The sequence below is a fragment of the Pseudomonas defluvii genome (assembly GCF_001695625.1).
Lineage (GTDB): Bacteria > Pseudomonadota > Gammaproteobacteria > Pseudomonadales > Pseudomonadaceae > Aquipseudomonas > Aquipseudomonas defluvii.
This window is the reverse complement of sequence record NZ_MBPN01000011.1, coordinates 1-16993: the sequence shown is the minus strand read 5'-3', so window position 1 is coordinate 16993 and position 16993 is coordinate 1. Positions and strand designations below refer to the sequence as shown.

Genomic DNA, 16993 nt, shown 5'->3' with positions numbered 1-16993 from the left:
TGTCAGCTCTGCGCCGTTGCCCAGTCGACCAGCCCGAGTTGCCAGGTGGCCAGAATGATCAGGCCGAAGGCAATCCGGTACCAGGCAAAAACGGCGTAGCTGTGGCTGGCGATGAACCGCAGCAACGCACGCACCGAGATCATGGCAAAAATGAACGAGACCACAAAGCCAAGCGCAAACACCGGGAAGTCACCGGCCTGGAACAGTGCACGGTACTTGTAGCCCGAATACACGGCTGCACCCACCATGGTCGGCATGGCCAGGAAGAATGAGAACTCGGTCGCTGCCTTGCGCGACAGCCCGAACAGCAAACCACCAATGATGGTGGAGCCTGAACGCGAAGTGCCTGGAATCATCGCCAGACATTGGGCTACACCGATCTTCAAGGCATCGCTCCAGCGCATGTCGTCTACATGCTCGACAGACACCACATGCTCCCGACGCTCGGCCCACAGCATGATCACGCCGCCCACCACCAACGCCGTCGCAACGGTAATCGGGTTGAACAGGTAGTGATGAATCAGGTCGGCAAACAGCACACCCAGGACCACTGCCGGCGTGAATGCGATCAGCAGGTTGGCAGTGAAGCGTTGCGCCTGGCGTTGGCGCGGCAGCCCAACAACCACATCGAAGATCTTGCGCCGAAATTCCCAGACCACTGCCAGGATCGCCCCCAACTGGATGATGATGTTGAAGGCCATGGCACGTTCACCGCCGAAATTGATCAGATCGGCAACAACGATCTGGTGGCCGGTACTGGAGATGGGCAGAAATTCCGTCAAGCCCTCGACAATCCCAAGTATTACAGCCTGCATGGCGGTCCAAAAATCCATCATTCCCCCGTGAAGCGCTGCTCAAGGCAGGCCCCTTCATGTTTTCTAGAGTGGTGTATGCACGGTAAATCACAGCGACAGTGGATCGTGAAACCACGGAAAAGGTTCACGCTCCTCAAGGTTTATCGCTTTGGCGCCGAAATGCTAGCAGACCTGCCGGATAAACGCTGCTGATCTACGCAACAGATGCCTCTGGATCAAGCACTTAGCCCTTGGTCGACTAGGTAAGGGCAGTAAAAACGTGCTTGGATGCACAAGACAATAAAAATACCTGAGTGACCTACATGAAGACTCTACGGAATATGTCGATCAGCCGCAGGCTTTGGCTCATCCTGGTGGTGGCGGTGGTGATGTTATTTGCCCTGGGGCTGTTGATGCTGCGCCAGATTCACGGTGACCTGTACCAGGCCAAGGCCGAAAAAACCCGCCATGTGGTCGAAACTGCTGCGGGCATCCTGACCTACTACCAAGGGCTTGAGGCAAGCGGCAGCCTGACCCGCGATGCGGCTCAGCAACAGGCGCTGAACGCTGTACGCGGCTTGCGCTACAACCAGAACGAGTACTTCTGGATCAACGACCTCGAGCCGAAGATGATCATGCACCCGGCCAACCCCAAGCTCGACGGCCAGGTACTCTCAGGCATCAAGGACCCAGACGGCTTCGCCTTGTTCAATGCCATGGTTGCGCTGGCCAAGGACAAGGGGGCTGGCAGCATCGATTACCGCTGGCCTAAACCCGGGGCGAGCGATCCGGTACAGAAAACGTCGTATATCCAACTGTTCAAGCCTTGGGGCTGGATCATTGGTTCAGGCATCTATATCGATGACATGAAAGCCGAGTTCAACCGGCAACTGCGTGATGCCTCGCTGCTGGGGTTGGCTATTGCGCTGATCATGGGACTGCTGGTCGCAGTGATCGCCCGCAGTATTTCCCGCCCCTTGCAGGAGGCAGTCGATGCCATGGCCACCATCGCCAGCGGCGAAAGCGACCTGACCCGCCGCCTGGACACCCATGGCCGCGACGAGATTACGCAACTGGGGACACACTTCAACAGCTTCACGGCACAGCTGCAGCAGGTGGTCGGCCAATTGCATGACGCTGCACGTGCGCTGGGCCACTCGGCAGTCGAGATGGGCGACAACGCCAACCAGGCCGAGCTGCGCAGTGAACAACAGTCGCAGCAGATGGAACTGGTCGCCACCGCCATCAACGAGGTCACCTACGCGGTACAGGATGTGGCGAAGAACGCCGAACAAGCCTCCACCGAGATGCAAGACGCCCAGCACCGTGCAGAACAGGGGCAGCAGAGCATCCAGGGCAGCCTGCAACGTATCGGTGAACTCTCCGGCACCATTGATGAAGCCGTTGAAGTCATTCAGGCCTTGGCCAACCAGAGCACGAAGATTGGCAGCGTTCTGGAAGTGATCCGGGCCATTGCCGAGCAGACCAACCTGTTGGCGCTCAACGCGGCCATCGAGGCGGCCCGCGCAGGTGAGCAAGGCCGCGGGTTCGCGGTGGTTGCCGATGAGGTACGCCTGCTGGCGCAGCGCACTCAGCAGTCCACCGCCGAAATCCAGACCATGATCGAACACCTGCAGGGGCAGTCCGAAGCGGCAGTCAAGGCCATCGGTGCCAGCAGCACCGCTTCGCGCCAAACGGTTGAGCAGGCCAGTGAAGCTGGTGCCAGCCTCGATGCAATCAGCCAGGTGCTACTCAACCTCAATGCCCTGAACGCCTCGATTGCCAGCGCCACCTTGCAACAATCCCATGTGGTTGAAGAGATCAATCGCAACGTGACCGAAACTGCCGACCTGTCTCGGCAAACCGCCAGTGCAGCACAACAGTCCAGCAGTGCCGGCCTGGCATTGCGCCAGCTCAGCGAGCGCCTTGAACAATTGTTGCGCCAGTTCCACGTCTAAAGCCCCGCGCACCTGTGGCGTGTTCTGCGCCACAGGTTACAATCCCCGCCTCTTTCGAACCCGCCTCAAGGAATGCCGATGTCCGGCCTCGAACTGTTCGCCGCCGTGCTCGGCGTCATTGCCGTATGGCTCACCGTCAAACAGAACCCCTGGTGCTGGCCGATTGGTCTGGTGATGGTGCTGCTGTACAGCGTGGTCTTTTACGAGGTGAAACTGTACTCCGACATGCTGCTGCAACTGGTGTATGCACTGTTGCAGGTCTACGGCTGGTGGCAATGGACACGCCCCGAGCGCCTCGCCGAGGCACGCCAGGTCAGCTCCCTGCAACCTGCCCCGCTGCTGTTTGGTCTGGGCCTGGGCGCACTGGCAAGCCTGGGTTTGGGTGCGGCCATGGCCACCTGGACAGATGCGGCGCAACCCTGGCTGGATGCCACGCTGACGGCCTTCAGCCTGGTGGCGCAATTATGGATGGCGCAAAAGCGCCTGCAATGCTGGGCGCTATGGATTGTCCTGGACGTCATCTTCGTCGGTTTGTTTATGTACAAGACGCTTTACCTGACGGCAGCACTCTATGCCCTGTTCACCCTGATCGCAGTCCAGGGCTGGCGTGAGTGGCAACGCGACCCTGCCTTGGTGAACGCGTGAAAGTGTTGGTGCTGAGCGGCCCCGAGTCCAGCGGCAAGAGCTGGCTTGGCAGCGAAATCCAGGCCTGTTTCGGTGGCGAACTGGTTGGCGAATACGTACGCCACTTCATTGACCGCGAGCGACGTGACACCTGCTACGCCGACATCCCGACCATCGCCCGTGGCCAGTTGGCCTGGGAGGATGAAGCGCGCGGCAGAGCGCCTGAGCTGTTGATCCTCGACACCCATCTGCTGAGCAACCTGCTCTGGAGCCGCACGCTGTTCGGTGACTGCCCACACTGGGTCGAATCAGCGTTGCTTGAGCGCCGCTACGATCTGCACCTGCTGCTCAGCCCAACGTCAGTTGAATGGGTAGATGACGGACAGCGCTGCCAACCGGAACTGGCCCAGCGCCTGGCATTTTTCGAGGAAAGCCGCGCCTGGCTGGAGCAACATCAACAACCGTTCATCACCATCGACGGTGACTGGACCCGACGAAAAAACGCGGTTATTGATGCGGTTTCAGATTTGCTGTCCCGCTAAGCCATTGGGTTGTTACATCAGCGATACACTCCCACCTGCGCTAACCCCCGGGGTTGATGGGTTGACTCCTTGATTGCCGAGCAGTGTAAACCTGGCGTAACAGGGTACAGGGTGCCCAGAGGGGCAACATCTGTCTCACCACCGTTACAACGCTCTGCCCTCGCCGTCCTCCCGCACCCATAACCCTTTGATATTTCGAAAGAAACCAAAAGCGGCACGCCTTCTGCTCTCCTTCTCGCAACGCTGATAGGGCCAGCGAACTTGAAGAAGGAACCGCCGCCGTGGGGAATCAGAACAGCAAGCTGCTTCATCTTCTGCTGATGGGATGCGCATTGAGCGCCACCTTCTGCCTGCCCGTTCAGGCTGCCGGGAATGGAGTCATCGTTCTGCAACGCGATGTACAGGCCCGCCCTGCGGTACGTCCCACCGGTACACCAGACCCGCACCCGACTACCGTCAGCGCCAATCCGTCCAAACGCGTAATCGCCCAAACCAATAATGAACTCAGTGACGGCGACTTCGCCAGTGTTGCCAGCGGTTCATCACTGATGACGCGCGTACTGACCCCAGACAACTCCGGCACTGTTCGCGGCCTGGGCGCAGCGCAACAGGTGCGTCTGCCTGGCATGGCCGGCGGCTCCGGGGCGGGCAGCGGTGGCGGTAACAGCATCTCCAATCAGGTCAATCAAAACGTTCAGCGTGGCATGGCGCCGCTGCAGATCCTGACTGGAGGCCGCTGAAATGAGGTACTCACTCCTGTTCCTGGCCCTGTGCAGCAGCGGCCTCGCGCTGGCCGGATCGCCAGTCAAGGACCACGCCACTATCGACACAAGCGGCCAAGGCTACCGCGGCAATATCGCGGTCAACCAGGCAGCGGGCGATCAGCAGCAACAGAACAACAGTCGGGCTATTGCCATCGGCACCAACGCCAATGCCTCAACCCAGATTCGTCAGCACATCGACACTGCCACCAGCCAGGCACGTGATGCCCGGGCCGGTATTGGTGGCAACTCATTCAGCAATGGCAGCGGCGCGCTGGGTATCAACCAGTCGGCCGGTGCCAATACACAACAAGTCAATGCCGTTCGGGTCAGCATCAGTGCCGTTCCGCAACGCATCGACGACAGCGTCCTCGATCAACAGAACGTGGCGCTGACAAAAGGCTCCGACCCAACTGATCAAGCACCCGGCAGCCGCCAGATCGCGAACAGCGATAGGGCCTTCACCGGCAGCCGTGGAGTGATCCAGTTGAATCAGAGCGCCGGGGTGGGCAACCGAATGGCAAACACCCTGAGCGTACGGGTTGCGGACTGACCCGACAGGTAACCGAGTAACAACAACACTTAACTACCTAAAAAAATGCGGAGAAACACCATGAAACCTAAAATGGCACTTAAGCCTCTGGTTTTCGCACTCGCAGCGGTCATGGCTGTTGCTGCACACGCTGGCGGACGTAACGACGACCACGGTGGCCATAATGGCGGCCATAACGGTGGTCATAACGGTGGTCACAATGGCGGCCATAACGGTGGTCACAATGGCGGCGGCCACGGTGGCCATGATAACGTTCTGCTGGGCCTGCTGATCAATGCCGGCTCCCTGGCCAAAGTTGGCGACACCCAAAACAACTATGGGAACAGTGTCACCAACCAAGCCACTGAAAATACCGCCAAGATGGACAACTCGGCCAACAACTCTCAGGGTAACCTGGGCGTTAACGTGGCCGCGGGTGACGGTAACCAACAAGACAACGTTGCCGCTATCGCCACAGCCGATGAGCGTTTCATCTTCGGTAGCGCTATCGCCGACTCCACCGCGACTCAAAATAACACCGGCAACACCGTTAAAAACTACTCGACCCAGAACGCTGCCGCCCTCAACAACTCGGCCAACGGCAGCTCGGGTAACATTGGTATTAACGTAACCGCTGGCGACTTCAACCAACAGAAAAACAACATGGCGATCGCCGTATCCGGGGGCCGTGTGGCCTCAGCCACAGCGAATGCCACTCAGACCACCACTGGCCTGAAAGTCACCAACGAAGCTGACCGCACCTACGACACCAAAACACTCAACTCTTCGTTCTACGCTTCGGGCACCTACCAAGGCGACGGCAAAGGCTGGGTCGGCGGCGACGACCATCATGGTGGTGGCGGCCACAACTACGACGACCGTCGTGGTGGTGGCGGTGGTCATGACAACGACAAACAACCGCTCAAGTTCCATGAAGAAGGCAGCTTTGTGCTGAGTGGGGTAGCCACCTATCAAGTGCTGACCCCAAGCGGCTGGATCAACCCTGTGACCAACAGCGCTTCGCTGACCAACTCGCTGAACGGCGTGTCGGGCAACGTCGGTGCCAACGTCTCGGCTGGCTCGGCCAACCAACAAAGCAACTCGCTGTCCATCGCTGCAGGCTGCAAGGCTTGCCTGTAGACGCAACAGTGAACGGGGCCCTTCGGGGCCCCTTTCCTTGCTTTCACAGGGTGTGAATACCATGCGAATTGCCCTGCTAGCGGCACTGCTAGGTTTGGCCAGCGTGGCCGAAGCTGCACAGATGCCCATCGCCGCCCTGCCCGGTGGTACGGTCATTTACAAGCCGGTTCAAAGCATGCGCGAGCGGCGCTTCGCGGACCTGGTGCAACAGAAAACCGATTTCAGCTGCGGCGCTGCAGCGCTGGCAACCGTACTCAAGCAAGCCTACTGGCTGGACGTGGACGAGGCCCACATCATTGAGGGCATGCTGGCCAACTCCGATCAGGAACTGGTGAAAACCCAAGGTTTCTCGATGCTCGACATGAAACGCTACGTCGAGAGCATTGGCATGCGCGCCCGTGGTTACCGCATCGCACCAGAGAGCCTTTCAAGTGTCAGCATTCCCGTTGTGGTGCTGATGGACATTCGTGGCTACAAGCATTTTGTGGTGCTGCAGCGCACCGAAAAAGACTGGGTATACGTTGGCGACCCGGTACTTGGCCACAAGCGTTATGCGTTCGACGACTTCATCAAGGGTTGGAACGGGATCATTTTCGCCGTGATCGGCCCTGGGTACGACAAGGCCAACGCCCTGCTCGACCCGCCCGTACCTCTGAGTGCCAAGAACCACATCAACAACTTCCATCCGGTCCAGGATGCGGAATTGATGGAGTTCGGCTTCATTCAGAGTGACTTTTTCTAATGACAAGGGGCATGAAGCTCTGGGGAGATACCCGATGAAGACTTCAACCTTGCTGGTTGCCGCCTGCCTGGCAGCCAGTTTGCCTGCCCAGGCGCAGGTATTTAAACCGATCGAGGTAAAAGACAGCGAGTTAGCCGGTCTGCGCGGGCGCTATGTAATGCCGGGCCGCATCATCAGCTTTGGTGTTGTAATGAACAGCACTTGGCAGAATGCCAATGGCGACCGCATCGGTGCAACGGCCACACTGCATGTTCAGCAAAACACCTTCAAGCCACAGTTCTACGTCTCGCTCATCAACGACAAAGGCACTGGCAACTCCATGACCCCAGGTACCGGTAGCGTGTCCGGTGGTTCAGGGCTAAACAACACCCAGGGCGTTACCCAGACATTGCAGGCCGCCGGTGACTACAACACCGCGTACAACAACGTCTCCATCAACGTGAAAGAGGGCAAGGCAGCAACAGCCAATGGAACCCCCTCAGGACAGGTGCTGGCAGGCGGGTCAAGTATCAGCGGCAGCAACGGCGCTGGCACCCTGAACATCTCGGCAGGCGCCAATGGCATCAAGATGGGCATCAACGCCAGCAACAATCAGGGCTATACCGTACAGAGCCTGGCCCAAGGCGGCTTGTCGCAGGCAGCAGTGCTGCTGGGCGGGAACAATGTTGTCAGCAACATGACCCAGCTCAATGTGGTCCTGCGTGACAACATGCCCACGGCTGGCGCGCTGAACTGCAACCTTGATCAACTCAAGGGCCTTCGCATCTCAGGATATTGAACTACGCTCTGTCTCAATATTCGTAGTTGAAAGGGACGGGTAACCCATGCATCGTTCGTTTTCACTGAAAGCTGCCGTATGTTTAAGCACATTAATCCCGGCGACGTTCCTCCAGGCGGCGCCGGACCCTCAGGTAGAAGCGTTGAAACAGGAACTGCAGGCACTGCGCCAGCGCTATGACGCACAACAGCAGGCGCTGATGGTTCTGGAACAACGCGTTCGCCAAGTCGAAGAGCAACCTGCGACGCCGCCGCCCAAGCGCTTGACACGCTCACCTGCCTCGCAACCGAGCACGGGCCAGACCGTTGCTGCTGCAGGTACTGGCAGCTCCTACGGTGAGTCGCTGAAAGACGATTCGCAACCGGCGCAAAGTGTCTCCAACCTCTATGACGAAGCCAGCGGCTTTTTTGGTGGCGGCAAGTTCAGCGTTGAAACCGGTATTACCTACGCGCGCTACGATACCCGACAGCTGATTCTCAACGGCTTCCTGGCGCTGGACTCGATCTTCCTCGGTAATATCAACCTCGACCGGATCAAGGCCGACAACTGGACCCTCGACGTTACCGGGCGCTACAACCTCAATCAGCGTTGGCAATTCGACCTGAACGTACCCGTGGTCTACCGCGAATCCACCTACCAATCCGGTGGTGCTCAAAACAACGCTCAAGGTATTACCGAACAAACCGTTACCCGTGACCCCACCATCGGTGATGTCAACTTTGGCGTGGCGTACAAGTTCCTCGACGAATCGGAAAGCCTGCCAGATGCGGTCTTTACCCTTCGGGTCAAAGCGCCAACCGGCCAGGAACCCTTTGGTATCAAGCTACTCCAGGATCCCAACAACGACAGCCTGTTCTACCCCGAGGACCTGCCGACCGGCAACGGCGTCTGGTCGATCACACCGGGCATCTCGCTGGTCAAGACATTCGACCCGGCGGTGCTGTTCGGCAGCCTGAGTTACACCCATAACCTGGAGGAGTCGTTCAGCGATATCAGCTCTACCGTGGGCGTGAGCCACCCAGGCAAGGTCAGGCTGGGTGACAGTTTCCAGCTGGGTGCGGGCATCGCTTTTGCGCTTAACGAAAAAATGAGTATGTCATTCTCGGTGTCCGACCTGATTGTCAAAAAATCAAAAATCAATCAAACGGATACCAATGATGGCTGGGTCACTGTGCCCAGCAGCGATGCCAACGCCGCCTACTTCAACGTTGGCATGACCCTGGCAGCCACCGATAAACTGACCATCGTCCCCAACCTGTCGATCGGCCTGACCGACGACGCCCCGGACTTTACCTTCAGTCTGAAATTCCCGTACTACTTCTAAGCATCAATCACGCCTTGTGGTCGCCTGCAGCTAGCGTCCACAAGGCCAACCTGAGCGCTGCAGTCAAAAATGCAGCGTCGGTTGCTGACTGTTCGGCTGCTCGGCCAACCAGCGCTCAAAGCTGTCGGCCGGCATGGGTCGACCAATCAGGTACCCTTGCCCCTGGTCACACCCGGCATTGCGTAAAAATGCATACTGGGCATGTGTCTCGATACCTTCTGCCGTAATGCGAAAGCCCAACGCGTGCCCCAGGTCAATGATCGACTGGGTTATTGCAACCCCATCGTCATCATCAGGCAGGTCCTTGATGAACGTGCGGTCGATTTTCAGGTGATCAATCGGCAGCACTTTCAGGTAGGCCAGCGAAGAGTAGCCCGTACCGAAGTCGTCGACAGCCGTTGCCACGCCCATCTGCTGCAACTGCGTAAGAATCTCGCAGGCGTGCTGCGGGCTCTCCATGAGCAAGCTCTCGGTAATTTCCACCTCCAGCAATGTTGCGGGAAGATCGTAATGTTGCAAGGCACGAGACAGGCTCTCGACAAAGTTGCTGCGCTCAATCTGCAACGCCGCCACGTTGATTGCCAACGGCCCGGGCAAGCGTTCACGCGCACGCCAGCAGGCAAGCTGAGCGCACGCAAGATCGAGCACTTTCTCGCCGAGCGGAATGATCAGACCAGTACGTTCGGCCAGGGGAATGAAATCTGCCGGAGACACCAGGCCGCGCTCTGGATCACGCCAACGCAACAACGCTTCTGCACCTTCGACACGACCACTGAACAGGTCGATCTTGGGTTGGTACCACAGTTCGAATTCATTCTGCTGCAACGCTCGGCGCAACGCGCCTTCAAGAAAGATCCGCTGCTGCAACTGCTGGGTCATGTCGGGATGGTAGGTGCGATAGGTGTTACGACCGCTCTCCTTGGCTGCGTACATCGCCGTATCGGCATGGCGCAGCAAGCTGTCACAGGTGTGCCCGTGCTCGGGGTAGAAGGCGACACCTATACTGCCTGTGACCAGCGCGGCCGTACCCTTGAGGTCGAAGGGCTGCTGCATGGCCAGCAGCAACCCTTGCACCTGCGCCATGACCTGCTCGTCCTACGGGCAACACAACACAAATGCAAACTCATCGCCGCCCAAACGGCACGCTGTATCCTGAGCCGTGAGCAGCCCGAAGAAACGCTGGGTTGTCTGCTGAAGAAGTAGATCGCCCAACGGGTGACCGAGGCTGTCGTTGACCAGTTTGAAACCGTCGATATCCAGTATCAACACGCCCAAGCGCTCGCCGTTGGCCATGGCGAGTTCAAGGCGCTGCTGGAACAAAAGCCGATTAGGCAGCCCCGTCACGGCATCATAATGCGCCGACTGCTCAAGCTGAGCCTGCGAGCGCTTCAGCTCATCGTTACGCTGATGAATCACCTGGTTGCTACGGATCAACTGCGCTACGAACAAGCAGAACACGCCGGTGCAGGCCAGGGAGAACATAAACAGCGGCGAAGCGAACAGGCTCATCGTCGGCCAACCGCCCTGAGGGGTTGCTGCCAACTGCCAATGCCCACCCGGCACATCAACGTTGAGCGTCACGCCAGGCTCGTTGAACAACGTAGCCTGACCCCAAATGACCGCGCCTTGATCCCCGCGACCGTCGGCGCCCCGCAAGGCCAGTTCAAACGCGCCGTCTTGATCCAGGCCCGCGGCCTTGAGCAGGCGGTCGGTATCGGCAACGATCGAGAGGTTGCCCCAATAGGTATTGCCCGACGGGCCACCGACAAACACGGGACGCCGGTAGATCAGCCCTCGCCCGCCTTGATAAAGGTCAACGGGCCCGGCCAGCACCGCATGATGACTGTCCCGCGCACGCTGTAGCATCGGGTATTGCGTCGGCAATGTCCGATAGTCCAGACCGAGGACACGTTGATTGCCCTCCAGTGGGAAGACATCAGCGACAACATCCGAGGGTGCCACAGCGATGTGCCGTATATAGGGCACTGAAGCGATGGCCTGACGAGCCATGTTGTGGAAATGTTCAGGCGTGATGGTGCCATCAGCGCTGATGAGCTGAGCAATCCCTTCGGTTTCGCCGAACGCAGAACGTAGTTGAGCCTCAAGGCCGGCACGCAAGCCTGAAAGCCGCGCACTGGCATTGCCCATCAACTCGCTTTCCTGGCGCTGTACATCCAGATAGCCCAATGTCACCGACAAACCGATGCCCACCACCGCGAAACCGATCGGTAATAGCCTGAACAAAGGCATGCGCATGCTGCGGGGCCAACTCCAGATACGAGCAAACGTTACGGTTCTGGTTGTCATACGCCTGCTTTTCACTGACGGGGCGACAGTTTATCGACCTTTTTCGAACAACATTGAGCGGTACTGGCTTTTTTTTACAGGCTGGCGCTATGCTGCAACTGAATCGTTTCACCCACATTCCAACAAGAGGTGCTACGCATGAACCATCTGCTTGATTCACTGTTCCCCAACGCCACCGAAGTGCCTGAAGCCTGGCGTTTGAGTGAACCGCTGGAGCAGCGCGATTACCTGGTCGACGGCCAACTGCAACAGTGGCATGGCCCGCTGGCGACCGTGCGCAGCCCGATCTGGCTGAAAGGCCCTGACGGCGAACAGCAGGTGATTCTGGGCAGCGCGCCACTACTGGATGCCGAGACCGCGCTGACTGCGCTGGATGCCGCCGTACGCGCCTACGACAAGGGTCGCGGCGCCTGGCCCACACTGCGCGTAGCCGAACGCATCCAGCACGTCGAAGCGTTCCTGGCACGCATGCGCGAACAGCGCTCAGCCGTGGTCAAACTGCTGATGTGGGAAATCGGCAAGAACCTGAAGGACTCGGAGAAAGAGTTCGATCGCACCTGCGACTACATCGTCGACACCATCAACGCGCTCAAGGAACTGGACCGCCGCTCCAGCCGCTTTGAACTGGAGCAGGACACCCTCGGGCAGATACGCCGTGCGCCCTTGGGCGTTGCGCTGTGCATGGGGCCTTACAACTACCCCTTGAACGAAACCTTCACCACCCTGATTCCAGCGCTGATCATGGGCAACACCGTGGTGTTCAAACCGGCCAAGTTCGGTGTGCTGTTGATCCGCCCGTTGCTTGAGGCGTTCCGCGACAGCTTCCCTGCCGGGGTCATAAACGTCATCTATGGCCGTGGCCGCGATACCGTCAGCGCGCTGATGGCCAGTGGCAAGATTGATGTCTTCGCGTTCATCGGCACCAACAAGGCCGCCAGCGACCTGAAAAAGCTTCACCCGCGCCCGCACCGCCTGCGCGCAGCCCTGGGGCTGGATGCGAAAAACCCGGGGATCGTGCTGCCGGACGTCGACCTGGACAACGCCGTCAGCGAGGCAGTGACTGGTGCGCTGTCATTCAACGGCCAGCGGTGCACTGCACTGAAGATCCTCTTTGTGCACGAACAGGTGGTCGAGCAGTTCCTCGATAAATTTCAGCAGAAACTGGCCGCGCTCAAGCCCGGTATGCCCTGGGAGGCCGGTGTCAGCCTGACGCCACTGCCTGAGCCGGGAAAAATCGAATACCTCGATGGCCTGGTTGCCGATGCCCTCGCCAAAGGCGCCGAGGTGATCAACCCCAATGGTGGGGACAGCCGCGGTTCGTTCTTCTACCCGGCCCTGCTCTACCCAGTGAACGCCAACATGCGCGTGTACCACGAGGAACAATTCGGCCCGGTAGTACCGATTGTGCCCTACCGTGATCTACAGACCGTGATCGACTATGTACTGGACTCGGACTTCGGCCAACAACTGAGCCTGTTCGGCAATAATTCTGCGCAGATTGGCAGCCTGGTCGATACCTTTGCCAACCAGGTGGGCCGTATCAATCTCAATGCCCAGTGCCAGCGCGGCCCGGACACCTACCCGTTCAATGGCCGAAAAAACTCTGCCGAGGGCACCTTGTCGGTCCATGACGCGCTACGCGTGTTCTCGATCCGTACACTGGTTGCAACCCGATTCCAAGAAAGCAACAAGCAACTGATCAGCGACATTATCCGTAACCGCGAGTCGAGCTTCCTCACTACCGACTATATTTTCTGAACGACAGCAGCACCGCTGACAATCCCGTTGCCCATCGTGAGAATCACTGCCTTGCGTGGGTGACAGGTGACGTTGCGGTGCATTTCGCTTACCTTGCCGACAAAGGATTTCTGGCCAGGACCGTGCATGAGAATCATCGATAAAAACACTACGCTGGTGCGAACCCTTACCGCCGCCGAGTACGACCTGGTTTGTCGCTTTGTCGAAGGCAGCCTGGAAGGTCATCGCCTGTTACAGGCCAACCAGTTCCTGATGAAGGTGCGCGCCGCTGGCCATTGGTTGGGATGCGGATGCCAGCAACAGGTGATGCCGATACTCAATGTCACCCTCAATAGCAACACTGGCACGCTGTTTCTGAAGAACAACCCAGGCACCCCCGAACATGCTGTCGACTGTCCATTCGGCAAGGCAGCACGCGAGGGTGAAAGCACACGTAGCGAACATACTCAGTTTCCAGCGGCATGGCTGCCCCCTGATACGCCACTGCGCTTGATCGGGGACTTTCCTCGCGACGAGGACACCAGCACTGCAAGCGGCACGGGCGAAAAACGCGAACAGCAAAAACTGCTGTCCCTGCTGCTGACCCTGATCGAAGCCAGCGGCCTGAACGTCTATGCCACACACCTGAAGAAAGACCTGAGCGGACAGTTCGCCGAGCTGCGCGGAGTCGCCAGCCGTTACCCGCTGGTCGAGCGGGTACCGGCGAGCAACTACCTGGAAACCCGCCTGGACATGAAGCACATGATGATGCTCAAGGCACGCCTGCGAGAATCATCAGCCTTTGGCAACCACCGGCGCTATGGTTTGATCCTCGATTGCGTCAACCAGATCAAGGCACGCAAGGTATTCAACGACCGTAGCGAAGACGGCTTCGACTTCCAGGGGCATCACCTGCTCTGGGGTGGCAGCAAGACCCCGGGGCCGTTGTTGGCGCTGGCGATCTATTCCCCGATCCGTGCAGGCAGCCACTTTTACGAACTGATCCATGTCGCCAGCGTACCCGTACTCTCGCGCGGGCAGTTGTTTCCGATCTACCGCGACGAAGAGCGCGAGCCATTGAAGATGCTGCAGTCGCTGATCGACTGGATGGCCAGCAAGGGGGTCAAGGTCATCATGCGCCGACCGGTCATCGGCGCCGAGGTCATGGATGAGCTGGTGCTCAGCTCCGACCAGGACCGCGTGTTGTCCGTATCACTGACCGAACAACCCTTGGGCCCGGAACCGGAGGTCGAACACTTCAAGCGTTACGCCGACTTCAAGAGCCTGGACACCTTCCGCAAGTACGTGGCGGGCTTTTTCATGCGCGAACGCGATTGAGGCGTAGCCATGAACCGGTGATTGGCTGATCGCCATCTTTTTACGACGCCCAGCAGCCTTGGGTGCTGCTGCAACATACATGGGACACTCACACAGCCCCGCCACCAGCGACCGGTAACGCATTCCTCAATCTGCGTAGGATTTTTCCCAATCCGCCTGACGTGACCGAATGTGCCCAATCACGAGGGTATGCTTTCCTCCTGCACCGACCAGCACTCATGCTGCCAACTGATCACAGGAGAGAACATGGCTTCCATCAACGCCGCCGTCTTGCCCCCCATCGCCCACGGGAAAATCACTTCACAAGCGGTACATGCCGGATTGGCTGCCAGCCCGGCAAGGCCCGCAACGCTGGAAAGTGTGCAGGTCAACCTGTCAGAAGCGGGCACGAACAAGTCGGCACAAGCGAATGCCAAGAACGCTGACATCGACGCCAGCAACCTGCCCGATAACGTGAAGAAGGTGTTGAAGTCGGTTCGGGAAATCCAGGAGCGGATCAACAAGACGATGGATGAGCTCAAGGCCGTGATGAATGATCACATGCTGCCGATAAAATCGCGTGAGGCGAAAATCAATGGTTTGCAAACAGTATTAGCCTGCCTGACCAGCGACCTGAACAAGGCCACCCAGCTGTTACGCCGGACAGAAAACGAGATGAAACTGTCAACAGCTGAAAAAAGCCTGTCCAAGGCACTGGCCAACCCCTATCGATAACCCGGCACTCTTCATCAGGTGTGCACAAGGGCTAGCCCATTGCTGCATGTGAGCCTCAGTTCCTGACAGCTTCCTGACCTTATGAGCCCTCAGCTACCCGCAGCAACACGCGCAGCGGACACTTGTTCGGGCACTGTGGTGCCTTCCCGGGAGCAACCGCACCCAGGTGTGCGCTACGGGTGTATCTTCGGTACGGCTTCAACCGGTTGGCCCGAATGCTGCCGCTCTGACTGTACATGAGCGACCAGCTCCGCCAAGGCCCGACTGCTGGACAATTCATCGGCGCGAATACCGGCGACGGTCAATGCACGACCGTGCGCATCCTGCTCCAACTGGATGGTCAGCGAGCCGTCATCAAGGCAGGACACCACGCAGTGAGAAGGCAAAAAAGCCTGTTCGATGACCTGACGTAATTCCAGGCTGCAAATGCCGTGTAATGACATGATCAACTCCTGCGTACAAGGTGGTTGAAAACCCAGTAATCCCCCTGTTTTCCGCGCATTTCAAATTGATAAATACGATGCCTGGCAGGAGCGTCATGCACCGCCATTATTCTTGTACAACAACAGCATTGACTCACTGCTTTGTACAACCCTGTACAGCCCCGACACAGCGCCGCGAAAAGGCCAATGGCTGGGTGATCTCATTGAAGGTACCGGACGCATCGGTCACCACGAACACCTCGAAGCCTTCGGCAATCGGCGACAGGGCCGGGAACGCCACACACACCTCGGTCACGACACCGGCAATGATCAGTTGCTTCTTGCCGGTGGCCTTGACCGCCTTGACGAAGTCTTCGTTGTCCCAGGCATTGATCTGTCCTGGCCGGGCGATGTACGGCGCCTCGGGAAACTGAGCCTTGAGTTCCGGCACCAAAGGGCCGTTGGGGCCGCTTTCAAAACTGGTGGTGAGGATGGTCGGGAGGTTGAAATACTTTGCCAGATCACCCAGCGCCAGCACATTGCTCTTGAACTTGTCCGGTTCGATGTCACGTACCAACGACAGCAGCCCGGCCTGATGGTCAACCAACAAAACCGCTGCATTGTGCTTGTCCAGACGGCTGCAAGGGACGCTCATGGCCTTGTTCCTTGTCGTTGAGGTATGGCATGCGGATCGCAATACGGATACACCAGACTAGTCGGCGTTGTGGTCGCCGGCCTTGCCTTTGGTCATCTGGCCGAAGCGACCGGCATGAAAGTCGTCAAACGCCTCGGCAATTTCGGCCTCGCTGTTCATCACGAACGGGCCGTAACCGACGATCGGCTCGTCAATCGGCTCGCCACTGAGCAGCAGCACACTGGCATCCTGAGTTGCCTCCAGCAGCACCTCATCGCCGTCACGCTCAAACAGCACCAGTTGTGCCGCACCAGCGCCCTGCTCGCCGTTGACCCTCACCTCGCCGCGCAACACTACCAACGCCGCGCTATGGCCCACCTCGAGCGGCAGCGACAATGACGCCCCGGCGTTCAGGTGGATGTCCCAGACGTTCATGGGCGTGAAGGTGCGGGCCGGGCTTTTATGGCTAAGGTACTCACCGGCGATCACCCGCAGGCTTCCCCCATCGTTGGCCAATGGCACACGCGGGATATCGCCATTGAGCAGGGTCTGGTAGCCCGGCGCTGCGAGCTTGTCGCGTGCCGGAAGGTTGACCCACAACTGCACCATTTCCAGGGTACCGCCGGTGGCCGCAAACGTCGCAGCG

Annotated in this window: 15 protein-coding genes and 3 pseudogenes; 13 read left to right on the top strand and 5 right to left on the bottom strand. The window is 58.6% G+C overall.

What is annotated here, in order from left to right:
• Positions 1–2 precede the first annotated feature (2 nt).
• On the bottom strand, positions 3–833 hold the full coding sequence (locus tag EKA13_RS05085) for an undecaprenyl-diphosphate phosphatase (RefSeq protein ID WP_065758364.1): 831 nt from the start codon (positions 831–833) through the stop codon (positions 3–5).
• A 284-nt stretch (positions 834–1117) separates the two neighbouring features.
• Between EKA13_RS05085 and EKA13_RS28755 the strand changes: the two are divergent.
• The 10 genes and pseudogenes from EKA13_RS28755 to EKA13_RS05040 form a co-directional block, all read left to right on the top strand.
• Positions 1118–1897: pseudogene (locus EKA13_RS28755) on the top strand (cache domain-containing protein); the annotation flags it as partial.
• Positions 1898–1963: 66 nt separating this feature from the next.
• Entirely contained in the window at positions 1964–2752 is a 789-nt protein-coding gene (locus EKA13_RS28750; RefSeq protein ID WP_371917174.1) for a methyl-accepting chemotaxis protein, read from the top strand.
• Between the two features lie 78 nt (positions 2753–2830).
• On the top strand, positions 2831–3397 hold the full coding sequence (gene pnuC / locus EKA13_RS05075; RefSeq protein WP_065758314.1) for a nicotinamide riboside transporter PnuC: 567 nt from the start codon (positions 2831–2833) through the stop codon (positions 3395–3397).
• The gene (locus tag EKA13_RS05070; RefSeq protein WP_065758313.1) at positions 3394–3918 is read left to right on the top strand and encodes an AAA family ATPase; all 525 of its coding nucleotides are present in this window, start codon (positions 3394–3396) and stop codon (positions 3916–3918) included. Before pnuC ends, EKA13_RS05070 begins: the two co-directional genes overlap by 4 nt.
• Positions 3919–4199: 281 nt before the next feature.
• Positions 4200–4658, top strand: coding sequence for a hypothetical protein (locus tag EKA13_RS05065; protein WP_065758312.1), 459 nt, complete (start codon positions 4200–4202; stop codon positions 4656–4658).
• Between the two features lies 1 nt (position 4659).
• Positions 4660–5232: an adhesin gene (locus EKA13_RS05060; protein ID WP_065758311.1), complete on the top strand. Its 573-nt coding sequence runs from the start codon at positions 4660–4662 to the stop codon at positions 5230–5232.
• A gap of 60 nt (positions 5233–5292) precedes the next feature.
• Complete coding sequence (locus tag EKA13_RS05055) at positions 5293–6351, top strand: heme utilization protein (RefSeq protein WP_065758310.1); 1059 nt, start codon at positions 5293–5295, stop codon at positions 6349–6351.
• 61 nt (positions 6352–6412) lie between these two features.
• Complete coding sequence (locus EKA13_RS05050; RefSeq protein WP_065758309.1) at positions 6413–7093, top strand: C39 family peptidase; 681 nt, start codon at positions 6413–6415, stop codon at positions 7091–7093.
• A 34-nt stretch (positions 7094–7127) separates the two neighbouring features.
• Positions 7128–7871 carry a hypothetical protein gene (locus tag EKA13_RS05045; RefSeq protein ID WP_065758308.1) on the top strand — a complete coding sequence of 248 codons (744 nt, stop codon included), beginning with the start codon at positions 7128–7130 and terminating at the stop codon, positions 7869–7871.
• 46 nt (positions 7872–7917) lie between these two features.
• Positions 7918–9195 carry a transporter gene (locus EKA13_RS05040; protein WP_065758307.1) on the top strand — a complete coding sequence of 426 codons (1278 nt, stop codon included), beginning with the start codon at positions 7918–7920 and terminating at the stop codon, positions 9193–9195.
• Between the two features lie 63 nt (positions 9196–9258).
• Here EKA13_RS05040 and EKA13_RS05035 read toward each other — a convergent pair.
• Positions 9259–11205 (bottom strand): annotated as a pseudogene (locus EKA13_RS05035) (bifunctional diguanylate cyclase/phosphodiesterase).
• 435 nt (positions 11206–11640) lie between these two features.
• On the opposite strand from EKA13_RS05035, the gene EKA13_RS05030 reads away from it, so the two are divergent.
• The 3 genes from EKA13_RS05030 to EKA13_RS05020 all read left to right on the top strand — a co-directional run bounded on the left by EKA13_RS05030 (position 11641) and on the right by EKA13_RS05020 (position 15291).
• On the top strand, positions 11641–13260 hold the full coding sequence (locus tag EKA13_RS05030; RefSeq protein WP_065758306.1) for an NADP-dependent glyceraldehyde-3-phosphate dehydrogenase: 1620 nt from the start codon (positions 11641–11643) through the stop codon (positions 13258–13260).
• Positions 13261–13386: 126 nt separating this feature from the next.
• Positions 13387–14577, top strand: a complete 1191-nt coding sequence (locus EKA13_RS05025) for a hypothetical protein (RefSeq protein ID WP_065758305.1) — start codon at positions 13387–13389, stop codon at positions 14575–14577.
• A 246-nt stretch (positions 14578–14823) separates the two neighbouring features.
• Complete coding sequence (locus EKA13_RS05020; RefSeq protein WP_065758304.1) at positions 14824–15291, top strand: hypothetical protein; 468 nt, start codon at positions 14824–14826, stop codon at positions 15289–15291.
• A gap of 173 nt (positions 15292–15464) precedes the next feature.
• On the opposite strand, the gene EKA13_RS05015 is transcribed toward EKA13_RS05020, so the two are convergent.
• The 3 genes and pseudogenes from EKA13_RS05015 to EKA13_RS05005 form a co-directional block, all read right to left on the bottom strand.
• Positions 15465–15734: a DUF1652 domain-containing protein gene (locus EKA13_RS05015; protein ID WP_065758303.1), complete on the bottom strand. Its 270-nt coding sequence runs from the start codon at positions 15732–15734 to the stop codon at positions 15465–15467.
• A gap of 151 nt (positions 15735–15885) precedes the next feature.
• A pseudogene (locus EKA13_RS05010) lies at positions 15886–16368 on the bottom strand (isochorismatase family protein); the annotation flags it as partial.
• A gap of 57 nt (positions 16369–16425) precedes the next feature.
• A partial coding sequence (locus EKA13_RS05005; protein ID WP_141685662.1) for a pirin family protein occupies positions 16426–16993 on the bottom strand: 568 nt, incomplete at its 5' end.